The following is a 22,865-nucleotide window of genomic DNA, read 5'->3' on the forward strand; positions in this document are numbered from 1 at the left end:
TCGGGTGTGGGCGGTACGCCCTCCATGATAATGAAGCTTTTTCGGTGCCTGGGGTCTGTTCATCGCAGGCTCTGGTGCGTCGGCCAAGGAATTTTCTTTTGATCTGGGAGATTTGAATGAGTGCCATTGTTGACATCATCGGCCGCGAAGTGATCGACTCGCGCGGCAATCCGACCGTCGAGTGCGACGTGCTGCTGGAGTCCGGCGTCATGGGCCGCGCGGCGGTTCCGTCGGGCGCTTCCACCGGTTCGCGTGAAGCCATCGAGCTGCGCGACGGCGACAAGAGCCGCTATCTCGGCAAAGGTGTGCTCAAGGCCTGCGAGAACATCAATACCGAGATTTCCGAAGCGATCATGGGGCTCGACGCCAATGAGCAAGCGTTCCTCGACCGTACCCTGATCGACCTCGACGGCACCGAGAACAAGGCACGTCTCGGCGCGAACGCCACGCTGGCCGTCTCGATGGCCGTTGCCAAGGCCGCCGCCGAAGAATCCGGCCTGCCGCTGTATCGCTACTTCGGCGGCTCCGGCGCCATGCAGATGCCGGTGCCGATGATGAACGTCATCAACGGCGGCGCACATGCCGACAACAATCTCGACCTGCAAGAGTTCATGATCATCCCGGTCGGCGCACCCAGCTTCCGCGAAGCGGTGCGCTACGGCGCTGAAGTGTTCCACACGCTCAAGAAGATCCTGCACGACAAGAAGCTGACCACTGCGGTGGGCGACGAGGGCGGTTTCGCGCCCTCCGTCGACAACCATGAAGCGGCCATCAAGCTGATCCTGCAAGCCATCGAGCAGGCCGGCTACGAGCCGGGCACCCAGATTGCGCTGGGCCTGGATTGCGCCGCCTCCGAGTTCTACAAGGACGGCAAGTACCACCTGGACGGCGAAGGCCTGGTGCTGTCGTCGGGCGACTTCACCAACCTGCTGTCGACCTGGTGCGACAAGTACCCGATCATCTCGATCGAGGACGGCATGGCGGAAAACGACTGGGAAGGCTGGGCGACCTTGACCAATGCGCTCGGCAAGAAAGTGCAGCTGGTGGGCGACGACCTGTTCGTGACGAATACCAAGATTCTGCGTGAAGGCATCCAGAAGAACATCGCCAATTCGATCCTGATCAAGATCAACCAGATCGGCACCCTGACCGAAACCTTCGCCGCGATCGAAATGGCCAAGCGCGCCGGTTACACTGCCGTGATTTCGCACCGCTCGGGCGAGACCGAGGATGCGACGATTGCCGACATCGCCGTGGGCATGAATGCACTGCAGATCAAGACCGGTTCGATGTCGCGTTCCGACCGTATCGCCAAGTACAACCAGCTGCTGCGTATCGAGGAAGACCTGGGCGACATCGCCAGCTACCCCGGCCGTAGCGCGTTTTACAACCTGAAGTAAGTTGAACGAAAAAATTGGGGGCGCAAGCCCCCAATTTCGTAGAAAATACCGGAATGCGCCTGATCACCCTCAGCCTTGCCGTCCTGCTCCTGCTGATCCAGTACCCGCTATGGCTGGGCAAGGGCGGCTGGCTGCGCGTCTGGGATCTGGACAATCAGGTCGCATCAGCGCGCAAGAAGAATGATGACCTGAAGGCACGCAATGCCAAACTGGCTTCCGAGGTCAACGACCTGCGCGAAGGAACGGGCGCTGTCGAGGAGCGCGCCCGCTATGAGCTGGGCATGATCAAGGACGGCGAAATCTTTGTTCAGATCCTCGACGCCAACAGCAAACCATCCACATCGCCCGATCCGGCCGCCTCATCCAACCCGCCTTCGAAGAAGGTGAACTGACTTAGGGCTGGTCGAGGAATAAATTACACTTTTCGCTGGCCAAAGCGAGCGTGCTGTAGCGTTACTCGCTGCTTGCCGTGGCCGTATTGCGGCGTAACGAGCGCCTTGCATTGCATACTGCTTCGGCCGTCAAAATGCACAGGTTCTTGCTTGACAGGCCCTTAATGCCTGACGCTGCCTGCTGCCTGAATTGCGTCACTCGTGTTGTCGATGGCAAACAGCTGCGCGCAATCCACTGCATCGAACTCGTAATGCTGGCCGCAGAAATCGCAGTTGATTGAGAGCTTTCCAAGTTCCTCAATTGCGGAATCAACCTCGGGCTTGCCGAGCATCTTGAGCATGTTGGCGACTTTCTCGCGCGTGCACGTGCAGTGGAAGCTTGGATGACGCGGTTCGAACACGCGGATCGTCTCCTCCCAGAACAGGCGGTGCATCAGCGTGTTGATGTCGGTCGACAGCAATTCTTGCGTGCGCACCGTGGATGCGAGCATCACGGTGCGGTTCCACGCCTCTGCTTCATCTTCTGCAGCATGCGCGAGGATGCCGCCTTCCTGCGGCAGCTTTTGCAGCAGCAGACCACGCGACACGTTGGCGTCTGCGGCCAGCCACAGCTTGGTATCCAGCTGTTCGGAGCGCAGCATGTAGTTTTCAATCACCACCGCGACAGAATCACCATCCAGCGGCACAATGCCCTGGTACGGCTGTTGTCCCGGCATCTTGTCCGCGGGATCGAGCGTGATGACGAAACGACCGCGGCCATGGGTATTGACCAGTTGCGTGAGTCCGGCGCCTTCCGGAATCTCGACGTCATGCCCCAGCTTCGCCGTGGCCCTCAGGCGCAGATCCGAGTCGCACTCGACCACAAGCAGCTTGACGGGACCATCGCCATGCATCTGCATCACCATCATGCCCTTGAACTTCAGGTTGGCTGACAGGAGAGCGGCCGCTGCCAGCATCTCGCCCAGGAGCGTCTTGACCGGCGCCGGATAGTCGCGGCGTGCCTGCACTTGTTTCCAGGTATCGGAAATCTCGACCAGTTCACCGCGCACCGCAGTGTTTTCAAAGATAAAGCGTTGTAAGGTGTCCATCATTCTGAGCTATGCATGACAGGGCCGCCCCGGGGCTGGCCCTGTTCCCCGCGTCCTCCGGCATGGCGAGCGGGGTATCTAAGAGGGAATGGTGGGGCCACTCCCGCAATATTCAACGGTCGATCCGTTTCAGTTCTTTCTTGAACAACTGGCCGCGTTCGACGTAAGTCGCATTATTGGCCTTCAGGCGTGCGATCTCATCTTCACCCAAGGTCCGCACCGCCTTTGCAGGTGAACCGATAATGAGCGAGTTGTCAGGAAATTCCTTGCCTTCAGTCACCAGTGCGCCTGCGCCGACCAGGCAATTCTTGCCGATCTTCGCGCCATTCAGAATGACTGCCTGGATGCCGATCAGGGCGCCGTCGCCAACGGTGCATCCGTGCAGCATGGCCTGATGGCCGACCGTCACGCTCTTGCCGATCGTGAGCGGGCAGCCGGGGTCGGTATGTAATACCGAGCTTTCCTGCACATTGCTGTTTTCCCCGACGGTAATCAACTCGTTGTCGCCACGGATGGTCACGTTGAACCAGATGCTTGCATTAGCTTCGATGCGCACCTTGCCGATAATGTTCGCGGAGTCGGTAATGTAAGCAGAGGAATCGATTTGAGGGATGTGTTCGCCCAATTGGAAGATGGCCATGGAATTCCGTAGAATGATCGGTTTTTAATCTGACCTGCCATTTTACAGCCGCTTGCATGAATCCATCGCCCGACCCGGCTCACGTTGCCGAAATGACAGAATTGCGCAGCGCTGCCTTGCACTGGTTGAGTGAGACGGATGCCGTCCGCAAGGCTGCGGGCGTCAAAACCTTGGCCGAAAGATGGCGGGATGGAGCGCTCGATATCGACCCCGGCCTTCAGCTCACTCCGAAACACCCCATTCCGGGGCGGCCGGCACGGCCCGAGCTTGTTTCCCCCTTGTCGGTCAGCCATCGTTCCATGCGCACGATCGATGGACGCGCGGCAATGATCCATGCGCTGGCGCACATCGAGTTCAATGCAATCAACCTCGCACTCGATGCCGTCTGGCGCTTCCCCGGCATGCCGCAGGCGTATTACACCGACTGGCTGAAAGTGGCTGCCGAAGAAGCATTACATTTCTCCCTGCTGGCAGATCATCTGGTGCTCCTCGGCTACGCCTACGGCCATTTCCCGGCGCATAACAGCTTGTGGGACATGGCGGAAAAGACGGCCGGGGATGTGCTGGCGCGCATGGCCCTGGTTCCGCGCACGATGGAAGCGCGCGGGCTGGATGCATCGCCCCCGGTGCGCGCCAAGCTGGCGCAGGCCGGCGACCTTGCCGCCGCCGCCATCCTCGACATCATCCTGCGCGACGAGATCGGCCATGTCGCCATCGGCAATCACTGGTTCGGCTGGCTGTGTACTTCGCGAGAACTCGAACCGCTCGCTACCTATGCCGCACTCGCACAGCAATACCGCGCACCCGCATTGCGCGGCCCCTTCAACATGGAAGCACGAAAAGCCGCGGGCTTTAGCGAAGCGGAGCTGCGTGCGCTCAGGACTTGATCGTCCACCTGCGACAGGCTGACATTTCCGGCCTGAAATCGTATCGGAACCTTGCTGCCGGATCGCGGGTCTTTGTCATGTGCCGTTTGTCTTTTTTGCATTGATGACGACCAAGGTTTCGCCTTGGAAAAGACGTGAACTGATCGAGGGAAGGAACTGCGCACATGCTCAATCCAACGAAGTCCGCTGCGACCTGGATCGCAGTTGGCGTATTGATTGCCGCCTTGGCGGCGTGCCAGAAAAAAGAAGCTGCTTCTGAAGCGAAAGGTCCGGCGGAAAAGGCCGGCCAGCAGATCGACCAGGCTGCCGCGCGCGCCGGCACCGAGCTTAACAAGGCTGCCGAAAAAGCCGGCGAGACCATGCAGCAACTCGGACAGAAGCTGGAGAACAAAGCGGAGCAGGCACAGAATTCCAAGCAGGACACGCCGCCCGCAGAGAAAAAGCCATAGCCCGTTCGCCGGTCTTGCGGGTTCTCGGCGCATCAACACCTGCGCGGAATGGCCTTGCCTTCCGCGGAAATTCTTGAGCAAACTTCGAGCCGATGCGTGGGCGTACAAACGCCGATGCGGTGCAAGTAGTTGTGCTTGCCGGACATGCCATGGAAAGAAAACTCATCACGCTGGCATTACAGGGAGGCGGATCGCACGGCGCGTTCACGTGGGGCGTGCTCGACCGCTTGCTGGAAGACGCGCGTATCGACATCGAGGGCATCAGCGGTGCCAGTGCCGGGGCGATGAATGCATTGGTTCTTGCGCATGGATTCACTACTGGCGGTCGTGACGGCGCTCGTCAGGCCCTCAAGGATTTCTGGGACAGCATTGCCAGAAGTGCCCCGTTCAGCGCCATCCCGGCGGATGTCGCAGCGCCGGTCAACCTCGCTGCGCAATCCGACCTGCCCGCCGCTTTCAAGGCGTTGATGCCGATGCTGCGTTTTTTTTCGCCGTATCAGCTCAATCCTTTCGATATCAATCCGCTGCGCGACATTCTCGCGAGCCAGGTGGATTTCGAGCGGCTGCGAAGGGAATGCAGGATACGGCTTTTCATTGCCACGACCCAGGTCAGTACCGGCACCCTGAAACTGTTCCGCAACAAGCAGTTGACGCTCGATGTGCTGCTTGCCTCGGCCTGCCTGCCCCTGCTGCACCGCGCCGTGGAAATCGATGGCGAAGCCTACTGGGACGGCGGACTGACCGCCAACCCGCCATTGCTTCCGCTGGTGCACCGGTGCACTGCCCGCGACGTCATGGTGGTGCTCCTGCATCCTCAGCCGCACAACAGGATTCCAGTCACCGCGGATGACATCTGGCACAGGCTGACCGAGATGGGTTTCAGTTCAACCTTCTTTACCGAGTTGCAGTGCCTGATGATCGCGCAGCGCGAGGCGCGGCGAAGCTGGATTTCCTTTGGGAGACTCGAGCGCAGGCTGCGACAGCTCAATATGCACAGGGTCGAATCGCAGGAACTGATGAGCCAGCTCGGACGGCACAGCAAGCTCAACGCACATCCGGCCTTCATAAATGGTCTGCATGATGAAGGCCGGGGGCGTGCCGAAGAGTGGCTGAAGCGGAATTTTCAGCAACTGGGCGTGCGTTCCTCGTTCCGGCTCGCACGCCTGTTTGACTGATCATCCCCGGCTTGCGGCTTGCTCCTGCTCCTTCAGCCGCAGGATGCGGCGCTGCACCTTGCCGGTGGTCGTCATCGGCAGTTCACTGATGAATTCGATTTCCTTCGGATACTCGTAAGGCGCAAGCTTGCCGCGTACATGCAGTTGCAATTCAGCGATCAGCTTCTCGTCGGCTTCCTTGCTGCGCTCGACATCCGGCGTCAGTACAACATACGCCTTCACGATGTTGCCGCGTTCAGGATCGGGCTTCGGCACCACGGCCACGTTCGCTACGGCGGGATGCTTCACCAGGCAGTTTTCGATTTCGGAAGGCCCGATGCGATAGCCGGCGGCCTTGAACATGTCGTCCGCACGGCCCTGGTACCAGAGATAACCGTCCTCATCGATCGAGGCAAGATCGCCCGTGCGGCACCAGTCGCCGCTGTATTTGCTGCGCGTGGCATCCGGATTCTTCCAGTATTCGATGAAGAAGATCGGATCGGGATGGCCATGGATGTCGGTGCGATTCAACGCCACCTCACCAGTTTCGCCCGGTTTGACCGGATTGCCTTCATCGTCGATGACCGCCACGCGATGGCCGGGGTAGGGCCGCCCCATGCTGCCGGGCTTCGCCGGCCAGCGCTGTGCGCTGTTGCCGACGATGTAGTTCATTTCGGTCTGGCCGAACATCTCGTTGGGCGTGACGCCGAGCGCCGATTCGCACCAGTTGAATACCGTATCGCCCACTGCTTCACCGGCGCTCATGATGGCGCGCAGCTTGAGCGAAAATTTCTCGCGCGGTGACGGATAGGCTTTCATCATCATCTTTAGCGCGGTGGGGAACAGGAAGGTGTTTGTCACGCCGTACTTTTCGAGCAGGTAAAACGCGGTGTCCGGCGAGAAGCGCCCACGATAGCCGACGACCGGCTTGCCGAAATACAGTGTCGGCATCAGCGCATCCCACAAGCCGCCAGTCCATGCCCAGTCAGCCGGCGACCAGAACACATCGCCGTCCTGCGGGAACCAGTTTTGCGAGGCGACGAAACCGGTCAGGTTGCCGATGATGGCCGAGTGCGGAATCAGGGCGCCCTTCGGGGCACCTGTCGTGCCGCTGGTGTAGATCAACACCGCCGGATCGCTTGCGAGTGTGCGCACCGGATCAAAATCGCTGCCGGATTTCGCCAGTTCGGCATTCCATTCGAGCGCATCAGGTGCATCGCAATCAACGGTGATGACATGCTGTAACGCCGGGCAGTTGGCGCGAATTTCCTGCAGGTTCTGGCTGCCCGCCTGATCGACGATGGCTACCCCCGATTCACTATTCTGCAAACGGTATTCCAGTGCATCTGGTCCGAACAGGATGGAAAGCGGCATGGCGATTGCGCCAAGGCGATAGCATGCCATGTGGGCAATCGCCGTTTCCGGGCGCTGCGGCAGGATGATGGCGACCCGGTCGCCTTTCTTCACGCCGAGCTTGTGTAACACATTGGCCAGACGGTTTGCCTGTTCATGCAGCGCGGCATAGGTGAGTGTGCCGGCATGTCCTGCGTCATCCTCGTGGTAAATGGCGATACGCGACGGGTCGCCAGCCCAGCGCGCGCAGCAGACGTCGGCAATATTCAATTCCTTTGGAACATGCCAGCGAAACTCGTTGTACAGCGTGTTGTATTGATCCGGTTGCGAAGTGCGTCCAGCAGAAGTCATGGCCTCTCCAGTATAATTATCGAACGGTCGTGCTATTAAGTGGTCCGGTGTGAACCTGATTATTATGCCGATATATTAAAAACATTATTTGATCCTGCCTGCGAGACATGAAATCTTCCCGTTCCGAATTCATCCCGGTGCGCGGCCTCCAGTACCACGTACGCCACTGGGGCAGCGAACATGCGCCGAAACTGTTCATGGTACATGGCTGGATGGACGTATCCGCGTCCTTCCAGTTCGTCGTCGACTGCCTGCAGCGCGACTGGCAAGTGATTGCACCGGACTGGCGCGGATTCGGATTGACAAAGAATCCCGGCGTGGATTCATACTGGTTTGCGGACTATCTCGGCGACCTCGATGCCATCCTCGATCATTACTCGCCCGATGCGCCGGTCAACCTGCTTGGACACAGCATGGGCGGCAATGTGGCGTGCATTTATGCCGGCGTGCGACCCGACAGGGTCCGCAGGCTGATCAACCTCGAAGGTTTTGGCATGCCTGCGACGCAATCGGAGCAAGCGCCCGGGCGTTATGCGAAATGGCTCGACGAATTGCGCAATCCCCCGCACATGCGCGCGTATGCCTCGAAGGAGGAAGTGGCGGCGCGCCTGCAAAAAACCAATCCGCGCCTGACCGACGAACGTGCCGCCTTTCTCGCGGCGCACTGGTCGGCACCGAACGCGCGCGGCGAATGGGAAATCCTTGGCGATCCCGCGCACAAACTGATCAACCCGATCCTTTATCGCGTCGACGAAGTCATGGCCTGCTGGCAGGCAATCACCGCGCCCGTACTTTGGGTCGAGGCCGATCATACCCAGGCGTGGCGCTGGATGGGGCCGAAGGAAACGGCACGCGCCGAGATCGACCGTCGCATCCGGTGCATTCCAGACGTCACGACCGCTGTCATCAATGACGCCGGGCACATGCTGCATCATGACCAGCCGCAGGCCCTTGCGGCGCTGATAGATCGTTTCCTCGACTGATCCTGGCCGGCAGTGCGGCAGGGAAGGGCTGGTCGGCGTACAATTGCCAGAGTGTCGTCTCTGCCATTTCCTCTTCCATGCTGAACGTCGATCTTCACTGCCATTCCAATGTTTCCGACGGCGCGCTCGCTCCGGCTGCGCTTGCCGCTCGCGCAAGGGCGGGCGGTGTCGACGTCTGGGCGCTCACCGATCACGATGAGATCGACGGCATTTCCGAAGCACGCGAGGCCGCGACCGCACTAGGCATGCGCCACGTAACGGGCGTCGAGATTTCCGTCACCTGGGCTGCGCGGACCGTGCATATCGTCGGCCTGAAATTCGATGAGCGCAATCAGGAACTCGCCGAGGGCCTGAAGCACACCCGTTCCGGACGCGAGCGCCGCGCACGCGAAATGGCGGCGCAACTGGCTGCCGTCGGTATCCCGGATGCTTTTGAAGGCGCGCTCAAATACGTAGGTAATCCGGATTTGATCTCGCGCACGCACTTTGCGCGCTATATCGTCGAGACTGGCGCATGCAAGGACGTCAGCGAGGTTTTCTCCAATTTCCTGATTGATGGCAAGCCGGGCTTCGTCCCGCATCGCTGGGCCGCGCTGAAGGATGCCATCGGCTGGATCCGCGGTGCAGGCGGTATTGCCATCGTCGCGCATCCCGGCCGCTATGATTTCGATGACCTGGAACTGGACGTGTTCCTGTCGGAGTTCAAGCGCCTCGGCGGTGCCGGGCTGGAAGTGGTGACGGGCAGCCATACCGAAGAGGAGTACGGGCGGTTTGCGACGATCGCGAAGCGTTATGGGTTGCTCGCCTCCCGCGGTTCCGATTTCCACGCGCCTGGCGAATCCCAGACCGATCTCGGCGCCTTGCCACCGTTGCCTGCCAGCGTGGTTCCTGTCTGGCACGATTGGCGTTGGTGATTGCCAGAAATGCCGCGGCAGCAGGTGTCTCGGGTTTGCGCTTGTGGCATCATTGCCGGCACTTGAATTTCTGGCAAACAACCTCAATCTATGCATCGCTTGAATCTGGAGGCTGCTGAATGAAGCGTATCGTACTTTTCCTGGCGACCAATCTTGCCGTCATGCTGGTGATGTCGGTCGTGCTGTCCGTGCTCGGGGTGAACCGCTACCTGACGGCGAACGGCCTTAATCTTGGGACGCTGATGGTGTATTCGCTGGTGATTGGCTTCACCGGCGCGATCATTTCACTGTTGATGAGCAAGCAGATGGCAAAGTGGTCGACAGGTGCGCATGTCATCGACTCCCCGTCCTCGTCCACGGAAATGTGGCTGCTCGACACCGTCAGGAAGCTCGCTGACCGGGCCGGTATCGCCATGCCGGAAGTCGCTGTCTACGAAGGCGAACCGAATGCATTTGCCACCGGCGCGTTCAAGAATTCCGCACTTGTTGCCGTATCGACCGGTCTGCTGGAGAGTATGAACCGCGATGAGGTTGAGGCAGTCCTCGGACATGAAATCGCGCACGTCTCCAATGGCGACATGGTGACGCTGACGCTGATCCAGGGCGTGGTGAATACCTTCGTGGTGTTCCTGGCGCGTGTGGTCGGCTTCATGATCGACAAGGCAGTATTCCGCAATAATGATGATCGCGGCCCCGGTATCGGCTACGCCATCACGGTATTTGTCTGCGAGATCCTGTTCGGCATTCTTGCATCCATCATCGTCGCCTGGTTCTCCCGCTATCGGGAATTCCGCGCAGATGCCGGATCAGCCCATCTGCTCGGCACGCCGCAGCCGATGGTCAAGGCGCTGGCGCGACTCGGCGGGCTGGAACCGCCGGAGCACATGCCCGAAAACTTCAAATCCTTCGGCATCAATGGTGGCGGCGGTGGTTTCTCCGCACTGTTTGCAACCCACCCGCCGATCGAAGAACGTATCGCAGCGCTGCGTGGCACGCGCTGATTACTGACAAGAATCCACGCGGCGGTTGTCTTCGGACACCCGCCGTTCTTTTATGAGCCAGTTTTTTCAAATCCATCCCGACAATCCGCAACTGCGCCTGATCAAGCAGGCTGCGCAGATCATCCACCAAGGCGGCATCGTCGCATTGCCGACCGATTCCTGCTATGCGCTGGTTTGCCACCTCGATGACAAGGCGGCCGTTGAACGCATCCGACGCATCCGCGGCATCGACGACAAGCACCATCTGACGCTTCTGTGCCGCGATCTGAGCGAGATTGCGCAGTACGCTCGCGTCGACAACCGGCAGTACCGGCTGCTGAAGAACGCGACCCCCGGCGCGTACACCTTCATCCTCGAGGCGACCAAGGAAGTGCCTCGGCGCCTGAGCCATCCATCACGCAAGACCATCGGCTTGCGGGTGCCCGAGAACCAGATCGTTCATGCACTGCTGGACGAGCTTGGCCAACCCTTGCTGGGAACAACGCTGATTCTCCCGGGTGAAAGCGAACCGCTGACCGATCCGGAAGAGGTGCGGGATCAACTGGCACGCCAGGTCGACCTCGTGATCGACGGTGGCGCCTGCAGCCTGGTGCCGACGACCGTAATCGACCTGACCGGAGACGAACCCGTGCTGTTGCGCCAAGGCAGCGGTGATCCTGCTCCGTTTGGCCTGTAAGCAGCTCTTTCCGGCATTTTTCGCGGCTTGCAGGCGGCAGGCCGCGTGTTCCAGCCTTTTCCCGCCTGCAGGATTGCCTGCAGCGACCCTCTGATAGAATCTGTCCCCATGGATGACCTAATTCAAACAATCGCAGTCTATGCGCTGCCAGTGCTCTTTGCGATTACCCTGCACGAAGCCGCACACGCCTACGCTGCCCGCTATTTCGGCGATTCGACTGCCTACATGCAGGGACGCATGAGCCTGAATCCGCTCAAGCACGTCGATCCCTTCGGTACGATTGTCATTCCGATCCTGTTGTATGTTGCGACCGCCGGCGCCTTTCTGTTCGGTTATGCCAAGCCGGTACCCATCGATTTCGGCAAGTTGCGCAAGCCCAAGCGCGACATGGCGTGGGTCGCGCTCGCCGGCCCCGCAGCCAACTTTGTCATGGCCTTGATGTGGATGATATTTGCGATCATTCTCGGGGTCTCCGGTGTCGAAGAAGAGTTCTTCAATCGCATGGCGGAGGCGGGTGTGCTGAGCAACCTGGTGATGTTTGCATTCAACCTGTTTCCTGTGCCGCCGCTTGACGGCGGGCGCGTGCTCACTGCCATCTTGCCGCATCGCTATGCCTACAAGTTCGCGCAGATCGAGCCTTATGGTTTTTTCATCGTGATGGCGCTGGTCATGCTCAAGGTGCTGTATTTCTGGATGGTGCCCGTGATGACAGTCGCGCACGCTGCGTTGAGATTGATTCTTTCCCCTCTGACCATTTTTCTGAGTTGAACCACTATGTATCCCGATCGTGTTGTTTCCGGCATGCGTCCGACTGGTGCAATGCACCTTGGCCATTATCACGGCGCCCTCAAGAACTGGATCAAGATGCAATCCGAATTGCCCTGCCTGTTCTTCGTCGCCGACTGGCATGCATTGACCACGCACTACGACGATCCCAGCATCATTGAAACCAGCGTCTGGGACATGGTGATCGACTGGCTTGCCGCCGGCATCGATCCTGCGCAGGCAACGATATTCATCCAGTCCAAGGTGCCCGAGCACGCGGAACTGCACCTGCTGCTGTCGATGGCAACGCCGCTTGGCTGGCTGGAGCGCGTTCCGACCTACAAGGACCAGCAGGAAAAGCTCGCTGATCGTGACCTTGCCACCTATGGCTTTCTCGGCTATCCGCTGCTGCAGGCCGCCGACGTGCTGATCTATCGAGCCAGCCTGGTCCCGGTCGGCGAAGACCAGATTCCGCACATCGAAATGATGCGTGAACTGGCGCGCCGCTTTAACCACCTCTACGGCAAGGAAAAAGGCTTCGAAGAAAAGGCGCAGGAAGCGGTCAAGAAACTTGGGAGCAAGCGCGCGCGGATCTACACGGAATTGCGTACCGAATTCCAGGAGCAGGGCAATGCCGACGCGCTGGAGCAGGCCAAGGCCATGCTCGATGAAGCGCAGAACCTGTCCATGATCGACCGCGAGCGCCTGTTTGGCTATCTCGAGGGCAGCCGCAAGCTGATCCTGGTCGAGCCGCAGGCTCGCCTGACCGAAGCATCGCGCCTGCCCGGCCTCGACGGGCAGAAGATGTCGAAGAGCTACGGCAATGCCATCACGCTGCGCGAGGACAAGGAAACGGTCACGAAGAAGATTCGCACCATGCCCACCGATCCGGCACGCGTGCGCCGTACCGATCCGGGCGACCCGGAGAAGTGCCCGGTGTGGCAGCTTCACCAGGTCTATTCCGACAACGAGACCAAGGACTGGGTGGTGAAAGGCTGCAAGTCGGCCGGTATTGGCTGCCTCGAGTGCAAGCAGCCCGTGATCGACGCGATCCTGAAGGAACAGGAGCCGATGCGCGAGCGCGCACAGAAGTATCTCGACGATCCTTCGCTCGTCCGTGCGATCGTCGCTGACGGCTGCGACAAGGCACGCAAGCTGGCCCAGGAAACAATGCGCGACGTGCGCGAGGCGATGGGTCTCAACTACAGCTGAGACGCAGCTTCCATCAAGTGCAGAACGCTTCCCAAACGCACGCCTTCACCGACCAGCCATCGCCCTGGGTGCAGCGCTTTGCCGCGCTGATTCCGGATGGCGAAGTGCTGGACCTGGCGTGCGGCGGCGGCAGGCATGCGCGCCTGCTGGCTTCGCTCGGCCATCCGGTGGTGGCAGTTGATCGCGACTCTGCAGCGCTCCGCAGCGCGGCCGGCCCATTGATCGAGACGCAACAGATTGATCTCGAAGTGGAGGGCGTGCGATGGCCATTCTCTCCCGGCAGATTCGCCGGCATCGTAGTGACCAACTACCTGCATCGCCCGCTCTTACCCCACATCCTCCACAGCCTCGCACCTGGAGGCGTACTCATCTACGAAACTTTTGCGCAGGGAAATGAGCATTTTGGCAAGCCTTCCAACCCCCTGTTTCTCCTGAGGACAGGAGAGCTGCTGGAGCTGGTTGCAGGCGTGCCTGGCCATGCATTGCGCATCCTCGCCTTCGAGGATGGCTACGTCGAATCGCCAAAGCCGGCGATGGTTCAGCGCATCTGCGCCACGCGCGCGGATTCGCACCTCGATCCGCAGCGCTTGCGCCTGAATTGATCGGCGGGATTGCCCCACGGGAGCAGGCTATCCGCTACAATCAATGTTTTCTCTCTTTACCGAATAACATCATGATTCAGGGCAGCATTGTCGCAATCGTCACCCCCATGCACGCAGACGGCAGTCTCGACTTGCCGGGTTTGCGCAAACTGATCGACTGGCATATCGCGGAAGGCACCGACGGCATCGTTATCGTCGGCACGACAGGCGAGTCGCCGACCGTATCGGTGGAAGAGCATTGCGAGTTGATTAAGATCGCGGTCGAACATACTGCCAAACGCATTCCCGTCATCGCCGGCACCGGTGGGAATTCGACGACTGAAGCGATCGAACTCACCGAATATGCGAAGCGCGTCGGTGCGGATGCTTCCCTGCAGGTGGTCCCGTACTACAACCGTCCGACCCAAGAAGGCATGTACCAGCATTTCAGGAAGATCGCGGAAGCGGTCGACCTGCCGGTGATCCTCTACAATGTGCCGGGCCGCACGGTGGCCGACATGTCGAATGACACCATTGTTCGCCTCGCCCAAGTGCCCGGCATCATTGGCGTCAAGGATGCTACCGGCAACATCGGACGCGGCAGCGACCTGATCCGTCTCGCACCGAAATCCTTCGCGGTATATTCGGGCGACGACCCGACCGCGATGGCCCTGATGTTCTGTGGCGCGAAAGGAAACATCTCGGTGACGGCCAACGTCGCTCCGCGCGGCATGCACGATCTCTGCGCTGCTGCGATGGGCGGCAAGGTGGCGGAAGCGGTTGCCATCAACAACAGGCTGCTGCCGCTGCATAACAAGCTGTTTGTCGAGCCGAATCCGGTGCCCGTAAAGTGGGCGATGACCGAGATGGGCCTGATCCCGCCGGGGATCCGCCTGCCGCTAGTGCCGCTTGGCGCCGGCTTCCACGAGACGGTGCGTGCCGCGTTGCGCGAGTCGGGTGTATTACAATAAGCCCCGTCTATATTTCGGCAAGACAACAGATTCCATCCCTTTCAGCATCGACATGATTATTCGCAAGAACGCACACACGGCTCAACGTGGACTTATTTTCGCGCTGGCGCTTGCCGGCCTTGCAGGCTGCAGCTCCGTCGGATCGGTGTTGGAGCCGGACCGCGTGGATTACAAGAGTGCCGGAAAGGCGCCCTCGCTGGAGGTTCCGCCGGACCTGACACAGCTTCAGCGCGAGAATCGTTATGCGATACCGGAAAATAATCGCGGCACAGCGACCGCGTCGGGCTACAACCTCCAGCAAGGTGTTAAACCGACCTCCACGGCGACGGTTGCGCCCAATGCGAATGCTGATGCGCATATCGAGCGGGCGGGCAGCCAGCGCTGGCTGGTCGTCAAGCAGAGTCCCGAAGTGCTGTGGCCGGAGATCAAGGATTTCTGGCAGGACAACGGCTTTCTCTTGGCGACGGAGTCACCCCAAACCGGCGTGATGGAAACTGACTGGGCCGAGAATCGCGCGAAGATTCCGCAGGATTTTATTCGCAACACTTTGGGCAAGGCGCTTGATTCCCTGTACTCGACGGGCGAGCGTGACAAGTTCCGCACGCGCCTGGAGCGCCGGGCTGACGGCGGCACGGAGATCTACATCAGCCATCGCGGCATGCAGGAAGTGCTGGTCGGTCAGCAGCAGGACAGCACAATGTGGACGCCGCGGCCTTCCGATCCGGGGCTTGAAGCCGAATTTCTGTCAAAGCTGATGGCGCGGCTTGGTGCGGAAAATGTGAAGGCAAAGGAAACCATGGTCAATGCCAGTGTGCAGCCGCCGCGCGCTAAGCTGGTCAAGAACGCCAATGGCCAGTATGTCGAGGTGGATGAGGGCTTCGATCGCGCATGGCGCCGGGTTGGGCTGGCGCTGGACCGTGTCGGATTTACGGTGGAAGATCGTGACCGTACCCAAGGACTGTATTATGTTCGCTATGTGGATCCCGAGCAGGACAAGGCGAAAGCTTCCGACAAGGGTTTCTTCTCGAAGCTATTTTCATTCGGATCCAGCGATGACAAGAACAAGTCGGCACAGCGTTATCGTGTTTCCGTCAAGAGCAGTGGTGCTGTAAGCCAGGTTGCTGTCCTTGATAGCGAAGGCCACGCGGATACGTCGCAGACGTCAGACAAGATCCTGTCCTTGCTGAACGAGCAACTCAAGTAACTGAAGTCGACTGTTGAAATTTGCCAGTTTGGGAAGTGGCAGCGAAGGTAACGCGCTGCTTGTTTCCTCCACTTCGGGCACAACCCGCACCACGGTCATGCTGGATTGCGGGTTTGCCATCCGTGAGACGGAGCGTCGCCTGCAGCGGCTGGGGATGACGCCCGGCGACATCGCTGCCATCGTGGTGACGCATGAGCACCAGGATCACGTAGGCGGCGTCTTCAAGTTTGCCCGCCGCCATCAATTACCCGTGTGGCTGAGCTTCGGGACCTTTCAGGCAGTACGGAAAGCGTGTGAAGGCGTCGATCTGCGTTTTTGCAGGGATAGCGAACGCCTTGCCATCGGCGATCTCGAACTCATTCCTTATACAGTGCCGCATGATGCACGCGAGCCCGTCCAGTATATTGCCAGGGATGGTCAATTCAAGCTGGGCGTCCTGACCGATGCGGGCCAGTCCACGCCGCACCTTGTCGATGCGCTCGGTGGGTGTGATGCCTTGGTGCTGGAGTGCAACCACGACCGCCAGATGCTCGCCAATTCAGCCTACCCGCCGTCGTTGCGGCAGCGGATCGGCGGCGCCTTCGGACATCTCTCCAACGACACAAGCGCAGAAATCCTTGCCGCAATCAACAGGAAACGTTTGAAAACAGTGGTGGGCGCGCACTTGAGCCAGCAGAACAATACGCCGGAACTTGCGCGGGCAGCCTTATGCAGTGTAATGCCTGCAGAGCAGGTGATGATCGCCGGTCAGGAGGAAGGTTTCGGTTGGATCGATCTCACGAACTGAGGCGGTATCCAGACTACCGAGGATGACAAGACGAAAAAAAGCCGACCCGAGGGTCGGCTTTTGCTCAAGCAATCGAGGATTACTTGGAAGCGGATGCGCTGGCAGCAGCCGGAGCAGCTTCGGAAGCAGCCGGAGCGGCAGCAGCCGGAGCAGCTTCGGAAGCAGCCGGAGCGGCAGCAGCCGGAGCAGCTTCGGAAGCAGCCGGAGCAGCAGCAGCCGGAGCAGCAGCAGGAGCTTCAGCAGCAGGAGCGGGTGCCGGTGCCGGAGCAGCAGCTTCTTCTTTCTTGCCGCAAGCAGCCAGAGCAACAGCCAACAGGGAAGCGATCAGCAGGGTCTTTTTCATGGATTTTTTCCTTCAAAGATTATTATCAAAAATCAGTGCGAATAATAATTACCGGTAATTATCGCTCGATAGGGGTTTTCGCCGGCTTTGCCAAGAAATGCTGCATCGCCACACATGGAAAACTTCCTAACTCGCAATTATAACGGGTTTTTTTACAACAAGACACATCGCTTTTTCTTTTTAGTAAGCGTTTTGTAAGCGGACAACACGTCCAATTGCTATTCTTGACCTAGTTTCAGCCATCCATCCTCGTGCCAGGTGCACAACGTTTCCAGAACATCGCTGGAGACGGTGCTGACCAGCTTTCCTTCAAGCCTGCGCTCGTTTGCCAATATGGTGAGCGGTGCCTTGTCCTCGCGCTTGACAGTGAATGATTCGCCGTTGATGAACACATACTTGCCGCGATACAACATCCGTGTTTTCCGTGACAGCGAAACACCCTGCCGCGCAGCGGCTTGTGCAAAGCGTTTCAGGGACAAACTGCGTGTCGGAGATTCGAAGAATACATTTGGTTTGGGTTCCGAAAGATACTCTCCCAGAAAGATGGTGATATCGTCCCGCGTAAAGCGGATCTTTGAAATTTCGCCAGCCACGTGTTCCAGCATCGCATTGCCGAGTTCGGCTGGATGCCGGCTGGGTGACAGGTCGGGGTCGGCGTAGCGACCAGGCAGTTCGATCGAGTCTGCCATGAATTGCAGGAAGGATTCGCCGATTTCCTGGTAGGAGGGAGCGCGGAAGCCGACGGAATAGGTCATGCATTCGCCGACGGCAATGCCGTCATGTGCGAAATGGGGTGGCAGGTAGAGCATATCTCCTGGCTCCAGGATGAATTCCTGCTCGACATGGAAGTTTTTCAAGATTTTCAGGGGCATGCCTTCAATCAGCGACAAGTCCTTTTGCGCGCTGATGCGCCAGCGCCGCTGACCATGGGCCTGCAGCAGGAAAACATCGTAGGAATCGAAGTGCGGGCCGACGCCGCCGGTGTCCGTGGCATAGCTGATCATGAGATCGTCCAGTCGCGCATCCGGTATGAATCGGAATTGCTGCATCAGAGCGTCAGCGGCGTCGTGGTGAAGGTTGACGCCTTGCACGAGCATGGTCCAGCCTTTTTTCTCCCAGGGAGGGAGTTCGGTGAAGGGGCCGGAACGCATTTCCCAGTGCGCGCCGAAGTGAGATATCAGACGCGATTCCACATCGTCGTGCGTGGCAAGTTCTGCCAGCTGTTCGCGGGTAAGGAGCGGCTTGAAGCCGGGGATGGCTTGGCGGATCAGGAGCGGTTTCTTGTGCCAGTATTCGCGCAAGAAGCGTTGCGGCGTGATGTTGCCGAGGAGAGTAAGCTTGTTCATTCCGCGATTATATAGGCACGGCTATTGCTGGTAAGCCAGCCGCCGGTGCCGCCGGGTATAATCGCGAAACTTCTTTTTGAAAGGTGTGGCCATGAAGATTGCCAAAAATACGGTAGTGACGGTGCACTACAAATTGTCGGATGCGCAGGGCAATCTGATTGAGGAAAGCCGCGAGCCGATGGTGTATCTGCACGGTGGCTATGAGAATACATTGCCGAAGATCGAAGAGGCGCTGGATGGCAAGGATGTCGGCTTCGAAACCACCATCCAGGTTGAGCCGGATGATGCGTTCGGCGAATACGATCCGAGCCTGATCAAAATTGAGCCGCGCAGCAGGCTTCCCGAGCCGATTGAAGTCGGCATGCAGTTCGAGGGTACGCCGGACGGCGGCGAAGAAAGCGACGAGTCGCTGATCTTTACCGTGACCGACATCGCGGAAGACAAGGTTGTCCTGGATGGAAACCATCCGCTCGCGGGCATGGCCTTGCGTTTCAACCTTAATGTTGCTGATGTACGCAATGCCTCTGAGGAGGAAATCGCGCACCAGCATGTGCATGGCGACCATGGGCATCATCACGACGATGACATGGAGGATGATGAGGGTGATCAATTCCGCAGTTTCCCGCTGCAGTAAGTCGGTCCGCATCCCATGTCGCGATGCAGGTATTACAAGGCTTGGGTGAATAATACAAACCGGTGCGGATGCGTCCGCGCCGGCGTCAATGATGAGTGTTCCTCGCCTGGGCCGGTTCGGTAGTCACTATCGAAAATAGCGGCGGACGCGAATGGCTTACCGCAAGCTTCAACACTCCGGGCGCAGCCCCGATTTCACCGATATTGTCTCGCCAGTTGATGCGTAGCGAAGCCAGTGACGCAGTTGCTGCGCCATGCACGATCAACACTTCTCCGTGATATTTCGCGGCCAGGCTCCCGATCTGGCGGCGTATTTCCAAAAAGCCGTCGCGCTTGCGGCCCGGACCATCAGGTCTTGCAAGCGGATTGCCGTCGCAGAACAGCACGATGCCGTCCAGCCTGTCCTGCTTCGCATGCATGAAAATCCGTTGCAGCCAATCGCGATCGGCCACCAGCCTGTCCTCGAATTCGCCATTTCGGCCGGCATCGAACACATAATGATTGTTGTTCCGGGGTAAATTCACGGTGGCGAACATCACCCCGCCGATTGCCCAGCGCGCGTTTTCCGGAAAGCCGCGGAACTGGGCAGTGGTGGATTGCCGGATCACCGGAATCCGGCTGGCGCCGATCGAAAACTCATCGCCGAAGAACAGGTCGCGCAGGCGGTTCAGCTTCCCGATGGCGGACGGCTTGCCGTTTTCACTCCTGCAGTCGGCCCAGTCGCTGGCGGCGAGTGAAACCACCAAACCGTTCTTGGCGCTCTGTAGCAGAGACTTCCTTTGCAGATAGATCCTGTCGGTGCATGGCTCGTCAGCCGCCTTGATGCCATTGGCGACGACGAAGGCAAGATTGTCGGCGTCCGTGTCTTCAATTGCTGCATGCTGCGCCGTTTCCGCCGTGGCGCCTTTCCATGGCGGTGAGATGACTGCAAAGCTGAAATCTTCGCGTTCCACGGCAAACGCGGCGGGTTGCGCCAGGGCGACGCACGAGAGCAGCAGCAAGAGCATTTTTCTCATTGTTTTCCGGCGGCCAGGTTCTTTAGTCGATAGAGTGTGTCCAGCGCTTCACGCGGCGAAAGCGCATCGGGATCCGTGTCGGCAAGCGCTTCCATGACTGCTGTGACCTCCGGTGCCTGCTGCGGTTCTTCCACATCGGCATCGTCAATGTCCGCCATGCTGCCGGCAAACAAGTCAAACTGTGGCGTTGCCTGAACCGAATGCGCTTCCAGCGCGGCGAGATGTTTGCGAGCCGCCTTGATGACCGGCTGCGGCACGCCGGCCAGTTGCGCCACTTGCAGGCCATAGCTCTGTGATGCCGGGCCGGCTTGTACTGCATGCAGGAAAACGATGCTGTCCTTGTGCTCGACTGCGGACAGATGCACGTTGGCAGCCGCGGAATGCGTGTCGGGAAGCTGCGTGAGTTCGAAATAGTGTGTCGCGAACAGGGTGAAGCTGTGTGTCGTCTCCAGCAGATGTCGCGCGATTGCCCATGCCAGGGCAAGACCGTCGAAGGTCGAGGTGCCGCGGCCGACTTCATCCATGAGAACGAGAGAGTGTTCGGTGGCGCCATTGAGGATGGCGGCCGACTCGGTCATTTCCACCATGAAGGTCGAGCGGCCACCGGCAAGGTCATCGGCCGCGCCGATGCGCGTGAAGATGCGGTCGATCGGCCCGATGACGGCGCTGGTCGCCGGAACAAAGCTGCCGACATAGGCCAGCAAAGTGATCAGTGCCACCTGCCGCATGTAGGTCGATTTGCCGCCCATGTTCGGGCCAGTGATCAGGAGCAGCTTGCGGTCATTGTGCAATTCACAGTCGTTAGCGATGAAGCGTTCGATCTGGTTCTCAACAACCGGATGGCGGCCTTGCTCGATCAGGATGGTCGGTTCAGGAACGAGTTGAGGTGCGCACCAGTTGTTGCGCATGGCATGGTCAGCCAGCGCTACCAGCGTGTCCAGCTCGGCCAGCGCATGGGCGATGCCTTGCAGTGTACCGATATGCGGGGCCATGTCGTCCAGCAATTTGTCGTACAGGCATTTTTCCCGCGCGAGCGCGCGTTCCTGGGCCGACAGCGCCTTGTCTTCGAAGGCTTTCAGTTCTGGCGTGATGTAGCGTTCCGCGTTCTTCAGGGTCTGGCGGCGGCGGTAGTCATCCGGCACCTTGTCGGTCTGCCCGTGGGTGACTTCAATGTAGAAGCCATGCACCTTGTTGTATTCCACGCGGAGATTGGCAATGCCGGTACGTGCACGCTCGCGGGTTTCGAGATCGACCAGGAACTGGCCGGCGTTTTCCGACAGTGCCCGCAGTTCGTCCAGCTCGGCATCGAATCCGCGCGCGATGACCCCGCCGTCGCGCACCATCGCCGCCGGTTCGAGCGCGATGCCGCGCTCAATCAGGTCCAGGCATTCGGATGGCGTTGCGAGGGCATCCTGGATCGATCTCAGCAAGGGCGCATCAGCATCCTTGTTGCACATGGCCACATAGGCGCGCAGCGAGGGCAACTGCTGGAGGCCGGTGCGCAGACCGGCCAAGTCGCGCGGGCGTGCCGAGAGCAGTGCAATCCGCGTAGTGATGCGTTCGATGTCAGGTACTGCGGCCAGGGTCGCCGAGAGCCCTGAGGAGGCATCCGCACGCATCAGCGCATTGAGCGCGGCATGGCGCGCCTTGGCGACGTTCTGGTCGCGCCTGGCATGGTGTAGCCAGTGGCGCAGCAGGCGCGAACCCATGGCCGTGCGGCAGTGGTCGAGTTGCGAGAACAGGGTGGGGGATGCGGACGAGCCGTCCTGACCGCGTATCGTTTCGGTCAGCTCGAGATTGCGGCGTGTGGCAGCATCCAGTCCGATGAATTCGTTTTCCGATTCGACAGTCAGCGTGCGCACATGCTGCAGGCCCTTACCTTGGGTCGACTGCGCGTATCGCAGCAGTGCGCCCACCGCGCCGATTGACGCGGTCAGACTGTCGGCGCCGAATCCGGCGAGGGTGGCGACGGCGAGCTGTTCGAGCAGCGCCTTCTTGCCCGATACGGCATCGAAATGCCAGGGTGGCACGGAAGTGAATTTGCCTGCCACACCTTGCAACGCCGGGATTCCCGCATCATCCGCCACCAGGATCTCTGCGGGCGCAATACGCTCCAGTTCCTGTTTCAGGCGGCTTTCGAAGGATTTCGTGTCGCCGGCGAATTCCATCAGGTTGAGCGCACCGCTGGCCATTGACAGCCATGCAAGTCCGACGGTAATGGTCTTGCGCTGCGTGACGATGCATAGCGCCAGCAACGGGCGATCGGATTTTTCCGGCAGCAGGTCGGAGTCGGTGAGGGTGCCGGGCGTGACGACGCGAAGGACCTTTCGTTCGACAGGCCCCTTACTGGTGGCCGGGTCTCCGATCTGTTCACAGATCGCGACTGATTCGCCCAGCTTGATCAGTTTCGCCAGGTATTGTTCGACTGAGTGGAAGGGCACGCCCGCCATCTTGATCGGCGCGCCGTTGGATGCGCCGCGTTGCGTAAGGGTGATGCCGAGCATGCGCGCGGCTTTCTCCGCATCGTCGAAAAACAGCTCGTAGAAATCGCCCATCCGGTAGAAGACGAGCGTGTCGGGATAGTCTGCCTTGATGCGTAGATATTGCTGCATCATGGGAGTATGCTTTTCGAGGTCGTTCATGAAGCGCAAGCTGAATCGGGTGAATATCGGTAGTCAATCAGGTAATTATTGTTGTTTGCGTCGCATGCCATAGGCCG

23 protein-coding genes are annotated in these 22,865 nt (G+C 59.5%); 16 read left to right on the top strand and 7 right to left on the bottom strand.

The window, feature by feature from the left end:
- Window positions 1-116: 116 nt before the first annotated feature.
- Both eno and ftsB read left to right on the top strand, forming a co-directional pair.
- Complete coding sequence (eno, locus tag VJ698_RS22705; protein WP_324105096.1) at window positions 117-1,400, top strand: phosphopyruvate hydratase; 1,284 nt, start codon at window positions 117-119, stop codon at window positions 1,398-1,400.
- Between the two features lie 53 nt (window positions 1,401-1,453).
- Window positions 1,454-1,792, top strand: a complete 339-nt coding sequence (gene ftsB, locus VJ698_RS22710) for a cell division protein FtsB (protein WP_324105097.1) — start codon at window positions 1,454-1,456, stop codon at window positions 1,790-1,792.
- Between the two features lie 161 nt (window positions 1,793-1,953).
- Here ftsB and hslO read toward each other — a convergent pair whose 3' ends face one another.
- Both hslO and VJ698_RS22720 read right to left on the bottom strand, forming a co-directional pair.
- Window positions 1,954-2,883, bottom strand: a complete 930-nt coding sequence (gene hslO, locus VJ698_RS22715; protein WP_324105098.1) for an Hsp33 family molecular chaperone HslO — start codon at window positions 2,881-2,883, stop codon at window positions 1,954-1,956.
- Between the two features lie 109 nt (window positions 2,884-2,992).
- On the bottom strand, window positions 2,993-3,520 hold the full coding sequence (locus VJ698_RS22720; RefSeq protein WP_324105099.1) for a gamma carbonic anhydrase family protein: 528 nt from the start codon (window positions 3,518-3,520) through the stop codon (window positions 2,993-2,995).
- A gap of 56 nt (window positions 3,521-3,576) precedes the next feature.
- On the opposite strand from VJ698_RS22720, the gene VJ698_RS22725 reads away from it, so the two are divergent.
- The 3 genes from VJ698_RS22725 (at window position 3,577) to VJ698_RS22735 (ending at window position 6,031) form a co-directional block, all read left to right on the top strand.
- Entirely contained in the window at window positions 3,577-4,407 is an 831-nt protein-coding gene (locus tag VJ698_RS22725; protein WP_324105100.1) for a ferritin-like domain-containing protein, read from the top strand.
- A gap of 164 nt (window positions 4,408-4,571) precedes the next feature.
- Entirely contained in the window at window positions 4,572-4,856 is a 285-nt protein-coding gene (locus tag VJ698_RS22730) for a hypothetical protein (protein ID WP_324105101.1), read from the top strand.
- A 149-nt stretch (window positions 4,857-5,005) separates the two neighbouring features.
- Complete coding sequence (locus VJ698_RS22735; protein WP_324105102.1) at window positions 5,006-6,031, top strand: patatin-like phospholipase family protein; 1,026 nt, start codon at window positions 5,006-5,008, stop codon at window positions 6,029-6,031.
- Here the strand turns inward: VJ698_RS22735 and VJ698_RS22740 are convergent, their stop codons facing one another.
- On the bottom strand, window positions 6,032-7,714 hold the full coding sequence (locus VJ698_RS22740; RefSeq protein WP_324105103.1) for an acyl-CoA synthetase: 1,683 nt from the start codon (window positions 7,712-7,714) through the stop codon (window positions 6,032-6,034).
- Between the two features lie 107 nt (window positions 7,715-7,821).
- On the opposite strand from VJ698_RS22740, the gene VJ698_RS22745 reads away from it, so the two are divergent.
- From VJ698_RS22745 to VJ698_RS22790, 10 genes are all read left to right on the top strand, one after another.
- Window positions 7,822-8,697 carry an alpha/beta hydrolase gene (locus VJ698_RS22745; RefSeq protein WP_324105104.1) on the top strand — a complete coding sequence of 292 codons (876 nt, stop codon included), beginning with the start codon at window positions 7,822-7,824 and terminating at the stop codon, window positions 8,695-8,697.
- 77 nt (window positions 8,698-8,774) lie between these two features.
- The gene (locus VJ698_RS22750) at window positions 8,775-9,611 is read left to right on the top strand and encodes a 3',5'-nucleoside bisphosphate phosphatase (protein WP_324105105.1); all 837 of its coding nucleotides are present in this window, start codon (window positions 8,775-8,777) and stop codon (window positions 9,609-9,611) included.
- Between the two features lie 119 nt (window positions 9,612-9,730).
- On the top strand, window positions 9,731-10,612 hold the full coding sequence (gene htpX, locus VJ698_RS22755; RefSeq protein ID WP_324105106.1) for a protease HtpX: 882 nt from the start codon (window positions 9,731-9,733) through the stop codon (window positions 10,610-10,612).
- Between the two features lie 52 nt (window positions 10,613-10,664).
- Complete coding sequence (locus VJ698_RS22760; protein ID WP_324105107.1) at window positions 10,665-11,288, top strand: L-threonylcarbamoyladenylate synthase; 624 nt, start codon at window positions 10,665-10,667, stop codon at window positions 11,286-11,288.
- A 108-nt stretch (window positions 11,289-11,396) separates the two neighbouring features.
- Window positions 11,397-12,056 (top strand): site-2 protease family protein, encoded by a 660-nt coding sequence (locus VJ698_RS22765; protein ID WP_324105108.1) that lies wholly within the window; start codon window positions 11,397-11,399, stop codon window positions 12,054-12,056.
- Between the two features lie 6 nt (window positions 12,057-12,062).
- Window positions 12,063-13,265 carry a tryptophan--tRNA ligase gene (locus VJ698_RS22770; RefSeq protein ID WP_324105109.1) on the top strand — a complete coding sequence of 401 codons (1,203 nt, stop codon included), beginning with the start codon at window positions 12,063-12,065 and terminating at the stop codon, window positions 13,263-13,265.
- Window positions 13,266-13,282: 17 nt separating this feature from the next.
- Window positions 13,283-13,867, top strand: coding sequence for a class I SAM-dependent methyltransferase (locus VJ698_RS22775; RefSeq protein WP_324105110.1), 585 nt, complete (start codon window positions 13,283-13,285; stop codon window positions 13,865-13,867).
- 71 nt (window positions 13,868-13,938) lie between these two features.
- Window positions 13,939-14,817, top strand: a complete 879-nt coding sequence (gene dapA / locus VJ698_RS22780; protein ID WP_324105111.1) for a 4-hydroxy-tetrahydrodipicolinate synthase — start codon at window positions 13,939-13,941, stop codon at window positions 14,815-14,817.
- 52 nt (window positions 14,818-14,869) lie between these two features.
- A complete protein-coding gene (gene bamC / locus VJ698_RS22785; RefSeq protein WP_324105196.1) occupies window positions 14,870-16,021 on the top strand; it encodes an outer membrane protein assembly factor BamC in 1,152 nt (383 codons plus the stop codon).
- 13 nt (window positions 16,022-16,034) lie between these two features.
- Window positions 16,035-16,808 (top strand): MBL fold metallo-hydrolase, encoded by a 774-nt coding sequence (locus tag VJ698_RS22790; RefSeq protein WP_324105112.1) that lies wholly within the window; start codon window positions 16,035-16,037, stop codon window positions 16,806-16,808.
- A gap of 79 nt (window positions 16,809-16,887) precedes the next feature.
- Here VJ698_RS22790 and VJ698_RS22795 read toward each other — a convergent pair whose 3' ends face one another.
- Both VJ698_RS22795 and VJ698_RS22800 read right to left on the bottom strand, forming a co-directional pair.
- Window positions 16,888-17,151 (bottom strand): hypothetical protein, encoded by a 264-nt coding sequence (locus VJ698_RS22795; RefSeq protein ID WP_324105113.1) that lies wholly within the window; start codon window positions 17,149-17,151, stop codon window positions 16,888-16,890.
- A 218-nt stretch (window positions 17,152-17,369) separates the two neighbouring features.
- Window positions 17,370-18,497: a cupin domain-containing protein gene (locus tag VJ698_RS22800; RefSeq protein ID WP_324105114.1), complete on the bottom strand. Its 1,128-nt coding sequence runs from the start codon at window positions 18,495-18,497 to the stop codon at window positions 17,370-17,372.
- Window positions 18,498-18,588: 91 nt separating this feature from the next.
- Here VJ698_RS22800 and VJ698_RS22805 point away from each other — a divergent pair, with 91 nt between their 5' ends.
- Window positions 18,589-19,131, top strand: a complete 543-nt coding sequence (locus VJ698_RS22805; RefSeq protein WP_324105115.1) for a peptidylprolyl isomerase — start codon at window positions 18,589-18,591, stop codon at window positions 19,129-19,131.
- Between the two features lie 85 nt (window positions 19,132-19,216).
- Here VJ698_RS22805 and VJ698_RS22810 read toward each other — a convergent pair whose 3' ends face one another.
- Together VJ698_RS22810 and mutS are read right to left on the bottom strand one after the other, a co-directional pair.
- The gene (locus tag VJ698_RS22810; protein WP_324105116.1) at window positions 19,217-20,146 is read right to left on the bottom strand and encodes a hypothetical protein; all 930 of its coding nucleotides are present in this window, start codon (window positions 20,144-20,146) and stop codon (window positions 19,217-19,219) included.
- Window positions 20,143-22,788: a DNA mismatch repair protein MutS gene (gene mutS, locus VJ698_RS22815; protein WP_324105117.1), complete on the bottom strand. Its 2,646-nt coding sequence runs from the start codon at window positions 22,786-22,788 to the stop codon at window positions 20,143-20,145. Before mutS ends, VJ698_RS22810 begins: the two co-directional genes overlap by 4 nt.
- Window positions 22,789-22,865 lie beyond the last annotated feature (77 nt).

This window comes from Noviherbaspirillum sp., assembly GCF_035254685.1.
Classification (GTDB): Bacteria; Pseudomonadota; Gammaproteobacteria; order Burkholderiales; family Burkholderiaceae_D; genus Noviherbaspirillum.

Excerpts from the sequence above, each read along its gene's own strand:
- eno (WP_324105096.1), top strand. The coding sequence starts at position 117 with ATGAGTGCCATTGTTGACATCATCGGCCGCGAAGTGATCGACTCGCGC.
- ftsB (WP_324105097.1), top strand. The coding sequence starts at position 1,454 with ATGCGCCTGATCACCCTCAGCCTTGCCGTCCTGCTCCTGCTGATCCAG.
- hslO (WP_324105098.1), bottom strand. The coding sequence starts at position 2,883 with ATGATGGACACCTTACAACGCTTTATCTTTGAAAACACTGCGGTGCGC.
- VJ698_RS22720 (WP_324105099.1), bottom strand. The coding sequence starts at position 3,520 with ATGGCCATCTTCCAATTGGGCGAACACATCCCTCAAATCGATTCCTCT.
- VJ698_RS22725 (WP_324105100.1), top strand. The coding sequence starts at position 3,577 with ATGAATCCATCGCCCGACCCGGCTCACGTTGCCGAAATGACAGAATTG.
- VJ698_RS22730 (WP_324105101.1), top strand. The coding sequence starts at position 4,572 with ATGCTCAATCCAACGAAGTCCGCTGCGACCTGGATCGCAGTTGGCGTA.
- VJ698_RS22735 (WP_324105102.1), top strand. The coding sequence starts at position 5,006 with ATGGAAAGAAAACTCATCACGCTGGCATTACAGGGAGGCGGATCGCAC.
- VJ698_RS22740 (WP_324105103.1), bottom strand. The coding sequence starts at position 7,714 with ATGACTTCTGCTGGACGCACTTCGCAACCGGATCAATACAACACGCTG.
- VJ698_RS22745 (WP_324105104.1), top strand. The coding sequence starts at position 7,822 with ATGAAATCTTCCCGTTCCGAATTCATCCCGGTGCGCGGCCTCCAGTAC.
- VJ698_RS22750 (WP_324105105.1), top strand. The coding sequence starts at position 8,775 with ATGCTGAACGTCGATCTTCACTGCCATTCCAATGTTTCCGACGGCGCG.
- htpX (WP_324105106.1), top strand. The coding sequence starts at position 9,731 with ATGAAGCGTATCGTACTTTTCCTGGCGACCAATCTTGCCGTCATGCTG.
- VJ698_RS22760 (WP_324105107.1), top strand. The coding sequence starts at position 10,665 with ATGAGCCAGTTTTTTCAAATCCATCCCGACAATCCGCAACTGCGCCTG.
- VJ698_RS22765 (WP_324105108.1), top strand. The coding sequence starts at position 11,397 with ATGGATGACCTAATTCAAACAATCGCAGTCTATGCGCTGCCAGTGCTC.
- VJ698_RS22770 (WP_324105109.1), top strand. The coding sequence starts at position 12,063 with ATGTATCCCGATCGTGTTGTTTCCGGCATGCGTCCGACTGGTGCAATG.
- dapA (WP_324105111.1), top strand. The coding sequence starts at position 13,939 with ATGATTCAGGGCAGCATTGTCGCAATCGTCACCCCCATGCACGCAGAC.
- bamC (WP_324105196.1), top strand. The coding sequence starts at position 14,870 with ATGATTATTCGCAAGAACGCACACACGGCTCAACGTGGACTTATTTTC.
- VJ698_RS22795 (WP_324105113.1), bottom strand. The coding sequence starts at position 17,151 with ATGAAAAAGACCCTGCTGATCGCTTCCCTGTTGGCTGTTGCTCTGGCT.
- VJ698_RS22800 (WP_324105114.1), bottom strand. The coding sequence starts at position 18,497 with ATGAACAAGCTTACTCTCCTCGGCAACATCACGCCGCAACGCTTCTTG.
- VJ698_RS22805 (WP_324105115.1), top strand. The coding sequence starts at position 18,589 with ATGAAGATTGCCAAAAATACGGTAGTGACGGTGCACTACAAATTGTCG.
- VJ698_RS22810 (WP_324105116.1), bottom strand. The coding sequence starts at position 20,146 with ATGAGAAAAATGCTCTTGCTGCTGCTCTCGTGCGTCGCCCTGGCGCAA.
- mutS (WP_324105117.1), bottom strand. The coding sequence starts at position 22,788 with ATGAACGACCTCGAAAAGCATACTCCCATGATGCAGCAATATCTACGC.